Consider the following 14,730-nt stretch of genomic DNA (forward strand, 5'->3'; position numbering starts at 1 on the left):
ACCCAAGTGTCGCGGATAGAGTCGGGCGCTATGACGCTGGTGGACGAGTTCATCGACTGGTACCTGGCCGAGAACCCGGTCAGGGCGGCCCTCCTGGGGGCCGACGGATACGACCGCACCCTGGGTGATCTCAGCGCGACCGCCTTCACGGCGCGGGAGCGGGCGGCCGAGGAGTGGCTGCGAAAGCTGTCGGAGTCGACGCCCGAGAGTCCCGAGGACGAGATCGACAGAGACCTGGTCGCCGCCCAGCTGCGCGGGCAGATCGCGCTGGCCCGCTGGCCGGAGTGGCGGCGCGAACCGGCCGCCTACCTCGGGGTGATCTTCGGGTCGATGTTCACGCCGTTCCAGCAGCGCCTCAAGTCGGAGGCCGAGCTGGTCGACGCCGCCGTCGCGCGGCTGGCCGAGGTGCCCGCCGTGCTCGCCGCCTGCCAGGCCAACCTGGACCCCGATCTCGCCGCCGACCTGCTCGTCAAGCGCGGCCTCGACCAGGCCCGTACGGGACGCCGCTTCCTGACCGAGACGCTGCCGGCGCTGGTCGGCGACCCGGACCTGCGGGCACGGCTGGCCCGGGCCGCCGAGCCCGCCGCCGACGCGTTCGACGGGCTGGTCCGCTTCCTCGAGGGCTTCGAGGCCCGGGGCACCTGGCGGATGGGCGAGGAGCTCTACTCCGCGCTGCTGCGCGAGCAGGAGATGCTCGGGTATGGCGCCGCCGAGCTGCACGAGAAGGGCCGTCAGGCCTGGGCCGAGCTGGACACGCGGATGACGGAGGTCGCCGCGCGCCTCGGCTCCGGCAGCTGGCGTGAGGCGATGGAGTCGCTCATGGACGACCACCCGCCGACCCTGGAGGCCATGCGCGCCGAGTACGAGGCCGAGACGCTGCGGGCGCGAGAGTTCGTCCGCGAGCGCGGACTGGTGACCTTCCCCGAGGGGGAGGTGTGCCGGGTCGAGCCCTCGCCGGAGTTCCAGCGGCCCGTCATCGCCGTGGCCAGCTACCTCGCCCCGCCGCCGCTGTCGTCCTCACGCGACGGGGTGTTCTTCGTGCCGTACACGCCGGACGGCTTCACCGAGGAGCAGGTGCGGCAGCGGCTGCGGACCAACTCGCGCCCGCAGATGCCCTCGATCAGCGTGCACGAGGCGTACCCCGGGCACCACTGGCACCTGTCCTGGATGGCCGGCAACCCGCACCGCGCCCGCAAGATCTTCCGTACGCCCTACTTCGTGGAGGGCTGGGGGCTCTACGTCGAGAAGCTCATGCACGAGCAGGGCTACTTCGACACACCGGAGACCGAGCTCGCCCACCTCGACTGCCGCATCTGGCGGGCCGCCCGGATCGTGGTGGACACCGCGCTGCACTGCGACGACATGACGATCGAGCAGGCGGAGGAGTTCCTGACCACGAAGGCGTCGCTGTCGCCGGGCACCGCCGCCGGGGAGGTCAGCCGCTACTGCGCCTGGCCCACGCAGGCGCCCTCCTACCTGACGGGCGCCCTGGAGATCGAGCGCATCAGGGCGGACTACACGGGCGATCTGCGGACCTTCCACGACACGATCGCGGGCTCGGGCGGGCTCCCGCTCGGCCTCGCCAGGAAAGTGGTCCTCGGTTAGCCGCTGAAGGCGCGTTCGATGACGGCGGTGAGCTGGTCCTCGGTGAGCACCGTGGGCCGGCCCACGCCGAGGGCGCGGACGTAGACCTCGCACAGCCACTCCAGCAGGCGCGTCGCCTCGAACGCCTGCTCCAGGCCGCCGCCGATCGTCACCGCGCCGTGGCTGGCCATCAGAGCGGCCTGCCTGCCCTCGATCGCGGCGATGACATTGCGGGCCAGCTCCGGCGTGCCGTACGTCGCGTAGGGCGCCACCCGGACGGCGCCACCGAGCAGCAGGGCGTTGTAGTGGATCGGCGGCAACTCGGTCATCGTCGAGGCGACCACGGTCGCGAAGACCGAGTGGGTGTGCACCACCGCCCGGGCTCCGGTCGCCGCGTACAGCGCGAGATGCATCGGCGTCTCCGAGGAGGGCTTGCGCTCCCCGTCCACGACCCGCCCTTCGAGGTCGACCACCGGGCAGTCCTCCGGGCGCAGCCGGTCGAGCGCCACGCCCGAGGGCGTGACGACGACCAGATCGCCCTCCCGGGCGCTCAGGTTGCCCGAGGTCCCGATCACCAGGCCGAGGGCCGCCGCCCGCCGGCCGTACTCGCACAGCTCACGCCGCAGCTCGTCCACCCGCTCGTCCACCTGCTCGTTCACGCGGGCGAATCTACACAATCGGCCGTGTTTCGTGATGTCCTGATTCCATGTACGAGGCTTCCGAGTGGCGCCGCGAGGGAGACACGATCCGCAGGACCGTGGTCGCCCGAGACTTCCGTACGGCCATCGCGATCGTGAACGACATCGCCGAGCAGGCCGAGGCCCTGAACCACCACCCCGACATCGACATCCGATGGCGCACCCTCCACCTGGCGTTGACCACCCACGATGCGGGCGGCCTGACCGACCTCGACTACAAGCTCGCCGCCCGCATCGACGCCATCGTGGCCGACCACGAGGCCGGATCCTCCTAGAGCGCGTTCAGTGCGGCGACGAGTTGTTCCTCCTCGCGCGCGAAGTGGGCCTCCAGCTCGGCCGACAGGCGCGTGAGCCTGGCCTTGAGGGCGGCGGGGTCGCCGGAGCCCGTCTCACCGACCGCCGCACGCACGTCCTCCCTGATCCGGGCCAGGCGCACATGCTCTTCGCGCAGGCGGTCGAGGGTCGGGGCCAGTCCCGGGAAGGCCCGCTCCAGCAGGGGGAAGCCCCGCTCGTTCTCGTTGACGTGGTGTTCGTGAAAGGCCGTGCAGAAGGACAGGCAGCGCTCCCGCAGCGCCCCCTCCAGTCCACGACCCGGCAGGTCCACCTGCGTGCCCGTGGCGAGCCCGTCCTCGACCGCGGCCAGCAGGGCGGCCATTTCCGCCCGCAGACCGTCGTGGATCCGCACCAGTTCGTCGCCGAGGGCCCGGGCGCGTTCGTGATCTCGCCGGTAGAGGGCGACGACGGGGATGACGCGGGAGGTGCGTGCCTGGTAGTCGGCGAAGACCGGGGCCAGCTCGGCTTGGCGGGCGTACAAGCGGTCGCGCTCCTCGCCCGTCAGCGGTACGGCCGTGGCGGTGAACGTGTCGATCGCCGTCCCGTCGCCCGCCTCGACGGTCACCGTGGGATTGGCCAGCAGATTGTGATACCAGTCCGGGTGGCGTGGCGCGCCCGCGTAGGAGGCGAAGACGAGGATCCTGTCCCCGTCACGCAGGCAGGCGACCGGGTTCGTCCGGGGGGAGCCTGTTCTGGCGCCGGTGGTCGTCAGCAGGATCAGCGGTGTCCCCTCGAACGGTCCGCCGACCGTGCCGCCGTTCGCCCGGAACTCTTCGATGATCTTGTCGTTCCATTCGGACATGCGACGATGGCTCCTGAGCCTCAGATGTATTTGCTTTGATAGCAAAGCTATTTTGGAGATCAATATATGTCAACGGATGAGGGGCTGAGCCTGGACGAGGGGGTCCGAACCCTCCTGCTGCTGATGCCGCGTCTGGTGGGCCGCGCCAAGCGCACGCCGGTCCCCGAGTCGCTCCGGACGCTCGACCTGGCGCCTCGGCACCTGTCGCTGCTGTCCTATCTGCTGTTCGACGGTCCGCTCACGGTGAACGAACTCGCGGCCCGACTGGAGGTCGCCCCGGCCACCGTGAGCCTGATGGTGGGCGACCTCAGCCGCAAGGGCGTCGTGGACCGGCGTGAGGACGACGCGGACCGCCGCCGCACGATCGTGAGCATCGCCGAGGCCAGCAGGGAGGCGGTCGACGCGTGGCTCGCCCGTGGCGCCCGCGCCTGGCGCAGCGCCCTGGAGCCGCTGACCAGTGAGCAGCGGGGGATGTTCGTCGAGACGCTCCGTGCGTACGAGCGAGCCGTCACCGCTGACGCTGAGTGACCGGTCTGGTTCCTGTCCCGCCTGTGATCCCAGGATATCGGCTGGCGAGCTTGCCGCCTGCTCACGGAGCGTGAAAGAGTTCACACAGGTTTTCGAATTACCTGAGGGGGTGCAATGGATCTGTTCGAGTCGGATCCCGATCACCCTTGTCATTCGAATAGCTCTGATAACTCTCTCGGCTGGTGGGACCGGTGGACTTCCGGTTCGCCGTCGTGGTCGTCCGAGAGCTCAGCCGCCCGCGAGCACTTTCCGATCGTCGACCCCGAGGCGCGGCAGGACGCGAACCAGGACACCAACGGTGGCGCGCCCGGTGGCCCGAGCGCTGACAGCGCCGGTCGAGAGCGGGCCCGGTCGTCGTGGGTGTTGGTGGGTTCTCTGCGTGAGTCGGCGCAGGAGCTGGCGCTGGCGCCGTTGCCGGACGATGTGGATATCTGTCTGGCCGAGGCGGAGGAGTTGATGGTCGCGCGGGATCGGATCACGTGTGCTCTTGCTGAGCGGGTGGGGCGGGTGCATCGGGCGGGGCAGGCCAAGCGGCATGGGCATGCTTCCACCCGTAGTTGGTTGCGCAGCGCCGGGGGGATGAGTGTGGCGGGTGCGGGCCGGCTGCTGACCGTGGCGGTGGAGCTGGCTCGTCTGCCGCGGGTGCGTGCGGCGTTCGCCGAGGGAAGCTTGGCGGCGGGGGTGGTGGAGGCGATCTGCACCGCCACCGCCCGGTTGAATGACGAGCAGGCCGGGGTGGCTGAGCCGATTTTGCTGGAGCTGGCGGGCAAGGCGGGTGCGGCGGAGGTGGCCAAGGCCGGGCGTTACCTGCGTGCGGTGCTCGACCCTGATGGGGAGGAGCGCGATGAGCAGGCCGATTACGGGCGGCGGTTCCTGCGGGTGCGCCCTGCCCGGGGCGGGGGGTTGGAGGGGGAGTTTTATCTGCCGCGGGAGGCGGCCGCCCGGTTGCGGGCCCTGCTGGACGCCTACGCCAAACCCCGTGCGGAGGGTGATGACCGCCCGCCGAGCGTGCGTAACGCCGATGCGTTCATCGCGTTGCTGGAGCAGGAGATCGCGACCGAGCTTTTGGTCCTGGTCAACGCCGAATCCCTCCCCACCGACCCCGAACCCGAGCACCCCGGCCATGCCGCCGACCCCGGTACTGCAGAGGCAGAGGCAGGGGCGGAGGTCGGTGTAACCGCGGGTGCCGGTGCCGAGAGTGCCGACCGTGCCACCACCGCCCCTCGCGATGAGGAGTCTCACGACCCCGGAGTTGGCGGGCGCGGATCCCGTGAGGAGCGGACCCGTGAGCGGCAGGCCAGTGAGTGCGGGCCGCGCGACGCCGCGAGCACCGCCGCTGCCGAGGACGACGACACCGCGCAGGCCACGGGCGGAGACTGCGATCGTGGTGCGGTCCAGGCTGGATCCATGCACGCCAGGCGGGCATCAGCATGGCCCGTACACGGCGGTAGCGCGCACGCGGGCACAGCGCCTCCGCACACAGCCCCTCCGCACAGAGCCCCTCCGACCGCAGCGCCTCCGACCCCAGCACAGCAGAATCCTCCTCCCGAAGACTCACCCGGACATCACACCCACGCCGGGCATCGGCCTGCGGGGGACTGCCGGCATGCGCAGGCCACGCCTGGAGGTCACGGCCACAGGCAGCAGGGGCACGGCGAGGGCGGACGCGGATGCGGCCGCAACGCGCGGTGCTCGTCCGCAACACCAGGGACGCCGAGACCGGAGCCGGAGACACCACCGGGGAGGCCACCGGGGAGACCACCGGGAACAGCGCCAGGGACGCCACCGGGGAGACCACCGGGAACAGCGCCAGGGACGCCACCGGGAAGACCACCGGGAACAGACCCGAAGACGCCACCAGGGAGACCATCGGGGAGGCCGCCGGGAACAGCGCCAGGGACGCCACCGGGAGCGTCACCGGGGGTGCTGCCGGGGGCGTTGCTGGGGGCGGCGCCGGGGTTGTTGCTGGCGACCGGGCAGATGCTGCCCGTCTCCAGCGTGCATCGCCTTGCCCGCACCTCCACCCTGGTGCGCCTGGTGATGGACGCCGACGGGCAGGTGCTCGACATGGGCCGCAAGGTCCGCCTGGCCACCCCCGCCCAACGCCGGGCCGTCTTCGCCCGCTACGCCACCTGCTGGATCGACGGCTGCCCCCTCCCGGCCACCATGTGCCAGATCGACCACGCCGACAACTGGAGCACCGGCGGCCTGACCGACCTGAAACTCCTCGGACCCGCCTGCCAGTTCCACAACCGCGACCGCTACCGCCACCCCGACCGCTACACCCGACGCAAACTCGGCACCGACCGCTGGGCCTTCACCTACCACCCCCTCGCACGAGCCCGGCGGCTACGGGAATGACGACCAGGACGACGGGGAGGGGCAGCTAGTGCACTGTGCACAAGGCTCACCGGGGTGGAGGGAGCGGAGCGGGCTTCGCGAGGACCGGAGGTTCCTTCCGGCGCAGTGACCGACTCGGCCAACGGTGGTCCGATGGTCCGACTTGGCCAACGGTGGTTCGACTTGGCCAACGGTGGTTCGACTCGGCCAACGGTGGTCCGGCTCGGCCAACGGCGGTTCGGCTCGGCCAAGGGGCGCGGACCGATCCGGCCAAGGTTCGTGAGCCCCCCGCTAGTCGAACAGCCCTGGCGGAGGGACGGGGGCGAGGACGGCGTCGCCGTCGTGGATGGGAGCGGCTCCCGCGACCAGGCGGGTGAGGTCCTCGTCCGCCAGGCATCGAGCCTGGGTGAGGCCGCCCGCCGCCTTCCTGGTGAGCGCCTCGATCGGCAGGTCGCCGGGCGAGGCCGCCAGGACGACGTTGCCGAACCTGCGCCCGCGCAGGATGCCGGGCTCGGCCAGCAGCGCGGCGTGCGGGAAGACACGGCTCACGGTGGAGGCGACCCGCTTCACGAAGGGCAGGCCCTTACCGTCCGCCACGTTGATCAGCGCGGTGCCGGAGGGGCGCAGGACGCGGGCGATCTCCGTCATGTACTGGACGGTCGCCAGTTCGACCGGCATCGTCGCGCCTGTGAACGCGTCGAGCACGAACAGGTCGGCCGAGTCGTTCCCGAGGTCCGCCGTCGCCGCGCGGCCGTCCACCACCCGGACCTTCAGCCGGGGCACCGACTTGAGGTTGAGCTGGTCGCGTACGAGCTGGACCAGCCCGGCGTCCGGTTCAACGACGATGTGCCGGGAGCCGGGCCGCCGCGCGGAGATGTAGCGCGGGATCGTGCAGGCCCCGCCACCGATGTGGACGGCGTCGAGTGGGCCTTCGGGCAGGCAGTCGATCACGCTGGCCATGAGCTGCGTGTACGAGAAGTCCAGATAGGTGGGATCGGTCAGATCCACGTACGACTGGGGGACGCCATCCCTGATGAGCATCCACCCGTCCGGCCGGTCGAGGTCGTGCAGGAGCTCCACCTCGCCGAAGGTCACCGGATAGCGGCCTGGCAACGGTTCTCTGCTCCTTGCCACCTATGGCTCCTTTCACGTGATATGAGAACCGTATGCGGAACAGGGCCCTGCTCGCCCTCGTCATGGTCGCCGCGGCCATCTTCGTCTTCGGCGTTGCCGGACTCATTGTGTCCGGTAGGCAGGAGCCGATCTCGGACTTCGTCGCCGCGCCGCGGGGGACGCCCGCACCCGCCGGCCCGCAGACGCTCCAACTCCGCCCCGAGCCGTCTTCCGAGCCGTCTCCCGTGAGCTCCCCGGAGGGCTCTCCGGACGAGACGGCCGCCGCCTATTTCCAGGCCTGGGTCAAGAGCGACTACGACGCCATGCGCGAGCTGGTCGACGATGCTCCGGACGACTTCGCGGACCAGCATCGCGAGTTCGAGGACGCCGCCCTCTCCAAGTCGCTGCGGATCACGGTCGGCAACCTCGTACGCACCGGGGACGATACGGCAGAGGTCCCCTTCACGCAGGAGCGCGACGAGCAGGACGCCGGCACCTGGCGCTTCGACTCCAGCCTGCACCTGGCCGTACGGGACCTCACGTGGAAGGTCGTCTGGACGCCGTCCGTCCTGCATCCGGAGATCCAGCCCGGCGGCAGTCTCGTCAGGACCGAGCCGGAGGCCGGGCCGCTGCGGCCGGTGACGAGGGGAGGGCGGGAGTTCCCGCAGAACTCGGGCGCCGAGGCGTACCTCGACAACCTGATCAACCAGGGGGTGGCGCCCACGGCCGGCGTGGCCGTGGGATGGGCGCTGCAGATCGACAATCCGGGCATGCCGGCGAAGACCGTCCTGTCTTACAAGCCCGAGAAGCAGCCGGTCGGCGTACGGACCACCATCGACTATGCGGTGCAGACCGCGGCGGCCCGGGCGCTCGACGGCGTGCAGCGGGCCGCCATCGTGGCCGTACGGCCGTCCACTGGGGAGATCCTCGCAGTCGCCGACCGGCTGGGCGGCCGGGCGGCGTTCGAGCGCAAGTACGCCCCCGGCTCGACGTTCAAGACGGTCACGGCGGCGGCCCTGCTCAACAACGGGCTGTCCCCCGACAGTGCGGTGGAGTGCCCGGCGGCCTACCAGATCCCCTTCCACCGGTCGATCCCCAACTACCACAACGAGGACCACGGGTCGGTCACACTGCGTCAGGCGTTCGCCCTGTCTTGCAACACCACGTTCGCCCGGCTGACGATCGAGCGGCTGAACGGTGACACGCTGGTCGACCAGGCCAGGGCGTTCGGCTTCGGCGTACAGGGGGAGAGCGCCGGCACGAGCACGTGCGGCAGCCTGCGGCGGCCGGAGAACCCGGACGCGCTCGCCGAGGACTCCTTCGGGCAGGGCACGGTCGAGGCGACTCCGCTGTGCATGGCGCTGGTCGCCGCCGCCGTGGAGAGCGGCGAGTGGCGGCCGGCCCGCCCGCTGGCGGACGAGGCGCCGCAGGGGGAGTTGCCGCAGAGCGTGCCACTGCCGTCCAACGTGGCGGAGGGACTTCGCTCGCTGATGAGCGCGGTCACGGTCGACGGGACCGCCGCCGGTTCGGAGCTGCCCCAGGGGGTCGCGGGAAAGACCGGCACCGCCGAGGACTGGCAGGGCGGTCAGGACCACGCCTGGTTCATCGGCTACCGGGGCGACCTCGCCTTCGCCGTGTTCGTCGAGCACGGCGGCACCGGCCGCGGCGCCGCCGTCCCCGTCGCCGCCCGCTTCCTGAAAGCCCTTTAGGACCCTCAGACGCCGGGCCAGGCGAACCGGTGCGTGTGGATCCCGAAGTAGGTGAACGCCTCGGCCCTGGTGACGCCCGGCACCCGCTTGACGTGGTCGTTGAGCACGCTGAGCAGCTCGGCCGGCTCCCGGCACACCACCTCGGCGAACAGGTCGAACGAGCCCGCCGTGAGCACCACGTAGATCACACCGGACAGCTCGCTGATCCGGTCGGCGACCTCGTGCACGTCGCTGTCGACGCGGACGCCGATCAGCGCCATGACCGGCAGGCCCAGCGCCATCGGGTCGGTGACCCCGACGATCTGCACGACGCCCTCGTCGCGCAGCCGCTGCACCCGTTGCCGTACGGCGGGAGCCGACAGGCCGGTGGCCTCGGCGAGCGCGGTGTAGGAGGCCCGGCCGTCCCGTTGTAGCTCGCGCAGCAGGACCCGGTCGACCTCGTCGGGGGTCATGAGACCAGTTCCGCCACGGCCGCGGCGAACACCTCGTGGTGCAGGTCCACGTCGCCCTCGGTGGTGGCGGGGGACATCAGCGCCATGTTGTGGAACGGCGTGAGCAGCACGCCCCGGTTGGCCAGGTAGACGTGCAGGTAGTCGTCCAGGTCGGCGTCGCCGGCCGCGTTCGACTCGCCGCCGTTGCGGGGGGCCGGGCTGGTGAAGCGATACTCGGCGCGCGCCCCGAGCTGCGTGACCGACCACGGCAGGCCGTGCGTGTCGATCACTTCCTGGACGCCCTTGGTGAAGCGGGTCGCCAGTTCGGTCATGGCGGTGAACGCGTCGTCGGTGAGCACGTGCTCCAGCGTGGCGCGCATCGCGGCGACCGACAGGGCGTTGCCGGCCAGCGTGCCGCCGACACCGCCCATGTCGACCAGGTCGAGCCCGTCCATCGCCTCGATGCGCGCGGCGACCTCGGCGGACAGGCCGTAACCGCCGCTCGGGATGCCGCCGCCGATCGCCTTGCCGATCGTCACGATGTCGGGCTGCAGGTCCCACGCCTTCGTGCAGCCGCCCGGGCCCGCCGAGAAGGTGTGCGTCTCGTCGTTGATCAGCAGGCTGCCGTACTGGCGGGTCAGCTCCCTGACGCCCTCCAGATAGCCCGGTTCGGGCAGCACGATCCCGATGTTGGTGAGGGCGGGCTCCATGAGGACCGCCGCGACGTCGCCGTACGCCAGTTCGCGCTCCAGCGAGGGCAGGTCGTTGAACTCCACGACGCGCGAGGTGACGGTGGGGTCGACCGGCGCGCCGACGTTGCCTTCGCGGGACACCTGCCGGCCGTCCGGGCCGACCACGATCAGCACCTCGTCCACGCTGCCGTGGTAGCAGTAGCTGTTCACGAGGATCTTGGGCCTGCCGGTGATCGCCCTGGCCAGCCGGATCGCCCACCGGTTGGCGTCCGTGGCCGTGAGCGAGAAGCTCCAGTAAGGCACGCCGAACCGGCGGCCGAGCTCGGCGCCGACCCAGGCGGCGTCCTCGGTCGGCATCATCACCGTGGCGCCGCCCCGGCGGCCGAACCTGTCGGCCACGGCGTCCACGGTCGCCTGAGGGGAGTGCCCGGCCATCGCGCCGGTGTCGCCGAGGCAGAGGTCGACGTACTCGTGGCCGTCCAGGTCGGTGACGCGGGCGCCGCGGGCCTCGGCCAGGTAGAGCGGGAAGCCCGCGGCCGTCTTGTTCATCCACGTCATCGGCACGCCGCCGAACAGGTGGCCTCTCGCCTGCTCGTACGCGGCGGCCGAGCGCGGGTTGCGCCCCCGGAACGCGTCGCGCTCGCGGTCGAGCAGCCGGGCCAGGCGAGTACGGTCGATCATCATCCCTGCCTCAGAAAAGATCGCTGGAATCCGTGCAGAACTACGGAATCTGAAGCAAAGGTACACAAGTGCTTCCGAATCGTCATCCCATGGCCGCGAGTGTCCGCCGCAGTCCCTCCACGATCGCGGCCAGTCCGACCTCGAAGGACAGGTCCGCCGGCGGGCGTCCGCTGGTGGTCGCGGCGTCGTCGCGGGCGCGCACCGTGGCCGCGAAGACGGGGACCTGCGCGGCCAGCGGCCCGGCGTCGAACATGTCGGGCGGCGCCACCAGGTCGAGCGCCGAACCGAGGATGAACGACTCCACGGCCACCATCACGGGGATGACCGTCGCCTCGGGCCAGCCGCCGCGCCGCAGGCCGGTGACGACCTCCTCGTACATCCGCAGCGTGCGCAGGGCTCCGGTGATCGGCAGCGTGGCCAGCAGCGAGATCGCGGGCGGGTGCGCGGCGAACGCGTCGCGGTAGCCGTGGGCCCACCGCACCAGCGCCTCGTCCCAGGGCAACTCGGCGAACATCGAGGCGTCGATGGCGTCGGAGACGATCTCGCGGACCGCCGCCAGGATGTCGTCCTTGCCGCTCACGTGGTTGTAGAGCGAGGACGGCCGCACGCCCAGCCGTTCGGCGAGGGCGGCCATGGAGAAACCCTCGGCTCCGGCGTCGTCGATGAGGGCCAGCGCGGCCCGCGCGATGGCCTCCCTGCTCAACACCGGCTTCACCGGCCGTCCCACTCGCCGCCGCATTCGGCCCGCAGCCCCCTTCCGCTTTGCCCGCCGACAACCTATCCTCATCCCACTAAACGAACGCCATTCGATTTATCGGGACGCCCATGTCGTGCATCCTGTTTCACAACGGCGCTGTCTGGACGGGCACCGGCACGATCACCGACGCTCTGTCCGTACGGGACGGCCGGATCGAAGCACTCGGAGCCGCCGCCCTGGCGGGAACCCATGACGAGCGTGTCGACCTACGCGGCGGAATGCTCTTACCGGCCTTCGGCGACGGCCACTGTCATCCCGACCACGCCGGGTTCGAGGCGTTGGGCCCGCAGGTCAGAGGGTTGAGCACGGTCGAGGAGATCGTCGAGGAGGTCCGCCGCCACGCCGACGCGCATCCCGGCGACGGGTGGATCGTCGGGGGCGGTTATGACGCCACGATCGTCCCCGACGGCCTGTTCGACGCCCGATGGCTGGACGAGGCGGTGCCCGACCGGCCGGTCGCGCTGCGGGCCTGGGACTACCACACGTTGTGGTGCAACTCCGAGGCCATGCGCCGGGCCGGCCTGGACGCCTCGACGTCCGACACGCCCCGCGGCCGGTTCGCCCGCCGCCCGGACGGCGAGCTGCTCGGAACCATGATCGAGTGGGACGCGGTGGACGCCGTCCTCGCCGCCGCTCCCGCCCGCACCACCGAGGGCCTCGTCACCGCGCTCGCCGCCGCCACCCAGGCGTACGCGGCGGCCGGGGTCACCTGGATCCAGGACGCGTGGGTGGAGCACGGCACGGTCGACGCCTACCTGGAGGCGGCCCGCCGCGGGCTGCTGGCCACCCGGGTCAACCTCGCCTTCCGTGCCGATCCGGTGCGATGGCGCGAGCAGCTCGCCGAGTTCGCCGCCGACCGCGAGCGGGTGCGAACGCTCGGGGACGACAGGCTGACGGCCAACACGGTGAAGTTCTTCGTGGACGGCATCCTGGAGAACCGCACGGCGTCGCTGCTCGCGCCGTACAGCGACGATCCCTGCACCCGCGGCATGCCCGTCTGGCCGTACGGCGAGCTGCTGGAGGCCCTGACGGCGGTGGACGCGATGGGCCTGCAGGCGCACCTGCACGCGATCGGCGACGCGGGCATCCGCACCGCGCTGGACGCGATCGAGCACGTGACGCGGGTGAACGGCCCGCGCGACCGCAGGCCGGTGATCGCCCACGTGCAAGTGCTCGCGGAGGAGGACCTGCCCCGGTTCGCCCGGCTCGGCGTGATCGCCAACCTCCAGCCCCTGTGGGCGCGCACCGATCCCCCGATGACGAAGCTGACCTTCCCCAGGATCGGGCCGGATCGGGCCCGGCGGCAGTACCTCATCGGCTCGCTGCTGCGCTCCGGGGTGCACGTATCCTTCGGCAGCGACTGGCCGGTGAGCGACCACCGCCCCCTGGCCGGGCTGCCGGTCGCGGTGACGCGGGAGAACGCCGAGCGTGAGCCGTCCGGCGGCTGGCTGCCCGAGGAGCGCATCGGCATCGAGGAGGCGCTGTCGGCGTACACCGCGGGGGTCGCCCACCAGGCGTTCGCCGAGGAGGAGCGCGGCACCCTGGCCCCCGGAAAGGTGGCCGACCTGGTCTGGCTGGACGGCGACGTCCGGCGGCTGGACCCTCATGACATCGCGGAGACGACGACCGTCCTCGGCACATGGGCGGCCGGCGTGAGAACCTTCCTCCCAGCCAACAGGAGTGGCGTATGACCGAACCCGCCGGACTGAAGCGCGTCCTCGGCGTCCCCGGACTGACCTTGTTCGGGCTGACCTACCTCGCCCCGGTCGCCGTCTTCACCACCTATGGCGCCGTCACCCAGGTCACCGAGGGCCACCTGCCGGCGGCCTACGTGGTCGCCCTCGTGGTCATGCTGTTCACGGCGTTCAGCTACGGCAGGATGGCCAGGGCGTACCCCACCGCCGGGTCCGCCTACACCTACACCCAGCAGACCTTCGGCGGCCACATCGGCTTCATGACCGGGTGGACGCTGATGCTGGATTACCTGTTCCTTCCGATGATCAACTTCCTGCTCATCGGGATCTACCTCAACAGCCAGTTCCCCGAGGTGCCCCAGTGGATCTTCACGCTGGCGGCGCTGCTGCTGGTGCTCGTGCTCAACGTCGTGGGCATCACGGTGATGAACAGGGTCAACGTCCTGGTCGTCGGGCTGTCGGTGGTGCTGATCGTGGTGTTCGCCGCGCTGTCGCTGAAGCACCTGGCCGGTCACCCCGCGCCGTCGCCCTTCGCCCCCTTCACTCCGGGCTCGGGCGTGTTCGCGGGCGCGGCGATCCTGGCGCTGAGCTTTCTCGGGTTCGACGCCGTCTCGACCCTGTCGGAGGAGGCGAGGGAGCCCCGCCGGACGATCCCCCGCGCCATCGTGCTCACCACGCTCATCGGCGGCCTGCTGTTCGTCCTGGTCGCGTGGATGGGCAGCCTCGTCCACCCCGGATACGACGACTTCGCCAACGCGGACACGGCGGGTGTGGACATCATGTCCGCGCTCGGCGGCGCCGCGTTCGAGACCATCTTCGTCGGGATCTACGTGGTCGGCGCCTTCGGGTCGGCCATGACCACCCAGGCGAGCGTCTCGCGCATCCTCTACTCGATGGGGCGTGACGGCGTGCTGCCCCGCGCGGCCTTCGCCCGGCTGCACCCGCGCTTCCGCACCCCGATCGTCGCCACGGCCGTGGTGTCGGCGGTCTCGCTCGTCGCGCTGTTCATCAGCCTGGACAACGCCGTGGTCATGGTCAACTTCGGCGCGCTCATCGCCTTCTCCATGGTCAATCTCACGGTCGTCAAGCACTACCTGCTCGACGAGGGGCGCCGCTCGGCCGCCGACCTGGTCAGGTACGGCCTGGTCCCGCTGGTGGGCTTCGCGCTGACGATCTGGCTGTGGACCAGCCTCTCGGGTGTCACGTTCACGGTCGGCCTGATCTGGATGGCGGTGGGCTTCGTCTATCTCCTCGCGCTGACGAGGATGTTCACCCGCAGGCCGCCCGTGATGAGCTTCTCGGACGCGGAACCTACCCTTGCGGCCTGAAAAATGTCCTCTTCAGGTGCTATCTGAGCGGAAACCCTTC

13 protein-coding genes and 1 pseudogene are annotated in these 14,730 nt (G+C 70.9%); 8 read left to right on the plus strand and 6 right to left on the minus strand.

All coding sequences use genetic code 11. The features are described from left to right. The first annotated feature begins 30 nt into the window (after positions 1-30). Positions 31-1,605 (plus strand): DUF885 domain-containing protein, encoded by a 1,575-nt coding sequence (locus tag IL992_RS02025; RefSeq protein WP_193201565.1) that lies wholly within the window; start codon positions 31-33, stop codon positions 1,603-1,605. Here IL992_RS02025 and IL992_RS02030 read toward each other — a convergent pair. Then, on the minus strand, positions 1,602-2,243 hold the full coding sequence (locus tag IL992_RS02030; RefSeq protein ID WP_319018268.1) for a class II aldolase/adducin family protein: 642 nt from the start codon (positions 2,241-2,243) through the stop codon (positions 1,602-1,604). The genes IL992_RS02025 and IL992_RS02030 overlap by 4 nt on opposite strands. 47 nt (positions 2,244-2,290) lie before the next feature. Between IL992_RS02030 and IL992_RS02035 the strand changes: the two genes are divergently transcribed. Continuing rightward, a complete protein-coding gene (locus tag IL992_RS02035) occupies positions 2,291-2,557 on the plus strand; it encodes a 4a-hydroxytetrahydrobiopterin dehydratase (RefSeq protein ID WP_142557863.1) in 267 nt (88 codons plus the stop codon). On the opposite strand, the gene IL992_RS02040 is transcribed toward IL992_RS02035, so the two are convergent. Continuing rightward, complete coding sequence (locus tag IL992_RS02040; RefSeq protein ID WP_193201566.1) at positions 2,554-3,417, minus strand: nitroreductase/quinone reductase family protein; 864 nt, start codon at positions 3,415-3,417, stop codon at positions 2,554-2,556. The genes IL992_RS02035 and IL992_RS02040 overlap by 4 nt on opposite strands. 66 nt (positions 3,418-3,483) lie before the next feature. On the opposite strand from IL992_RS02040, the gene IL992_RS02045 reads away from it, so the two are divergent. The 3 genes and pseudogenes from IL992_RS02045 to IL992_RS45735 all read left to right on the plus strand — a co-directional run bounded on the left by IL992_RS02045 (position 3,484) and on the right by IL992_RS45735 (position 6,306). Beyond that, positions 3,484-3,945 carry a MarR family winged helix-turn-helix transcriptional regulator gene (locus tag IL992_RS02045; RefSeq protein WP_193201567.1) on the plus strand — a complete coding sequence of 154 codons (462 nt, stop codon included), beginning with the start codon at positions 3,484-3,486 and terminating at the stop codon, positions 3,943-3,945. Positions 3,946-4,059: 114 nt separating this feature from the next. Then, positions 4,060-4,995: pseudogene (locus tag IL992_RS48850) on the plus strand (DUF222 domain-containing protein); the annotation flags it as partial. Positions 4,996-5,868: 873 nt separating this feature from the next. Then, on the plus strand, positions 5,869-6,306 hold the full coding sequence (locus tag IL992_RS45735) for an HNH endonuclease signature motif containing protein (RefSeq protein WP_319018269.1): 438 nt from the start codon (positions 5,869-5,871) through the stop codon (positions 6,304-6,306). A gap of 270 nt (positions 6,307-6,576) precedes the next feature. On the opposite strand, the gene IL992_RS02055 is transcribed toward IL992_RS45735, so the two are convergent. After that, positions 6,577-7,419, minus strand: coding sequence for a spermidine synthase (locus tag IL992_RS02055; protein ID WP_319018270.1), 843 nt, complete (start codon positions 7,417-7,419; stop codon positions 6,577-6,579). A 32-nt stretch (positions 7,420-7,451) separates the two neighbouring features. Between IL992_RS02055 and IL992_RS02060 the strand changes: the two genes are divergently transcribed. After that, positions 7,452-9,107, plus strand: a complete 1,656-nt coding sequence (locus IL992_RS02060; protein ID WP_193201569.1) for a penicillin-binding transpeptidase domain-containing protein — start codon at positions 7,452-7,454, stop codon at positions 9,105-9,107. Positions 9,108-9,112: 5 nt separating this feature from the next. Here the strand turns inward: IL992_RS02060 and IL992_RS02065 are convergent, their stop codons facing one another. From IL992_RS02065 to IL992_RS02075, 3 genes are all read right to left on the minus strand, one after another. Beyond that, positions 9,113-9,559, minus strand: a complete 447-nt coding sequence (locus IL992_RS02065; protein ID WP_193201570.1) for an Lrp/AsnC family transcriptional regulator — start codon at positions 9,557-9,559, stop codon at positions 9,113-9,115. Further along, entirely contained in the window at positions 9,556-10,911 is a 1,356-nt protein-coding gene (locus IL992_RS02070) for a transaminase (protein WP_193201571.1), read from the minus strand. Before IL992_RS02070 ends, IL992_RS02065 begins: the two co-directional genes overlap by 4 nt. An 82-nt stretch (positions 10,912-10,993) precedes the next feature. After that, positions 10,994-11,626 (minus strand): TetR/AcrR family transcriptional regulator, encoded by a 633-nt coding sequence (locus IL992_RS02075; protein ID WP_319018271.1) that lies wholly within the window; start codon positions 11,624-11,626, stop codon positions 10,994-10,996. Positions 11,627-11,736: 110 nt separating this feature from the next. On the opposite strand from IL992_RS02075, the gene IL992_RS02080 reads away from it, so the two are divergent. Both IL992_RS02080 and IL992_RS02085 read left to right on the plus strand, forming a co-directional pair. Further along, positions 11,737-13,359, plus strand: a complete 1,623-nt coding sequence (locus tag IL992_RS02080) for an amidohydrolase (protein WP_193201573.1) — start codon at positions 11,737-11,739, stop codon at positions 13,357-13,359. Further along, on the plus strand, positions 13,356-14,690 hold the full coding sequence (locus tag IL992_RS02085) for an APC family permease (RefSeq protein WP_193201574.1): 1,335 nt from the start codon (positions 13,356-13,358) through the stop codon (positions 14,688-14,690). Before IL992_RS02080 ends, IL992_RS02085 begins: the two co-directional genes overlap by 4 nt. Positions 14,691-14,730 lie beyond the last annotated feature (40 nt).

This window comes from Microbispora sitophila (assembly GCF_014892245.1).
GTDB classification, from domain to species: domain Bacteria; phylum Actinomycetota; class Actinomycetes; order Streptosporangiales; family Streptosporangiaceae; genus Microbispora; species Microbispora siamensis.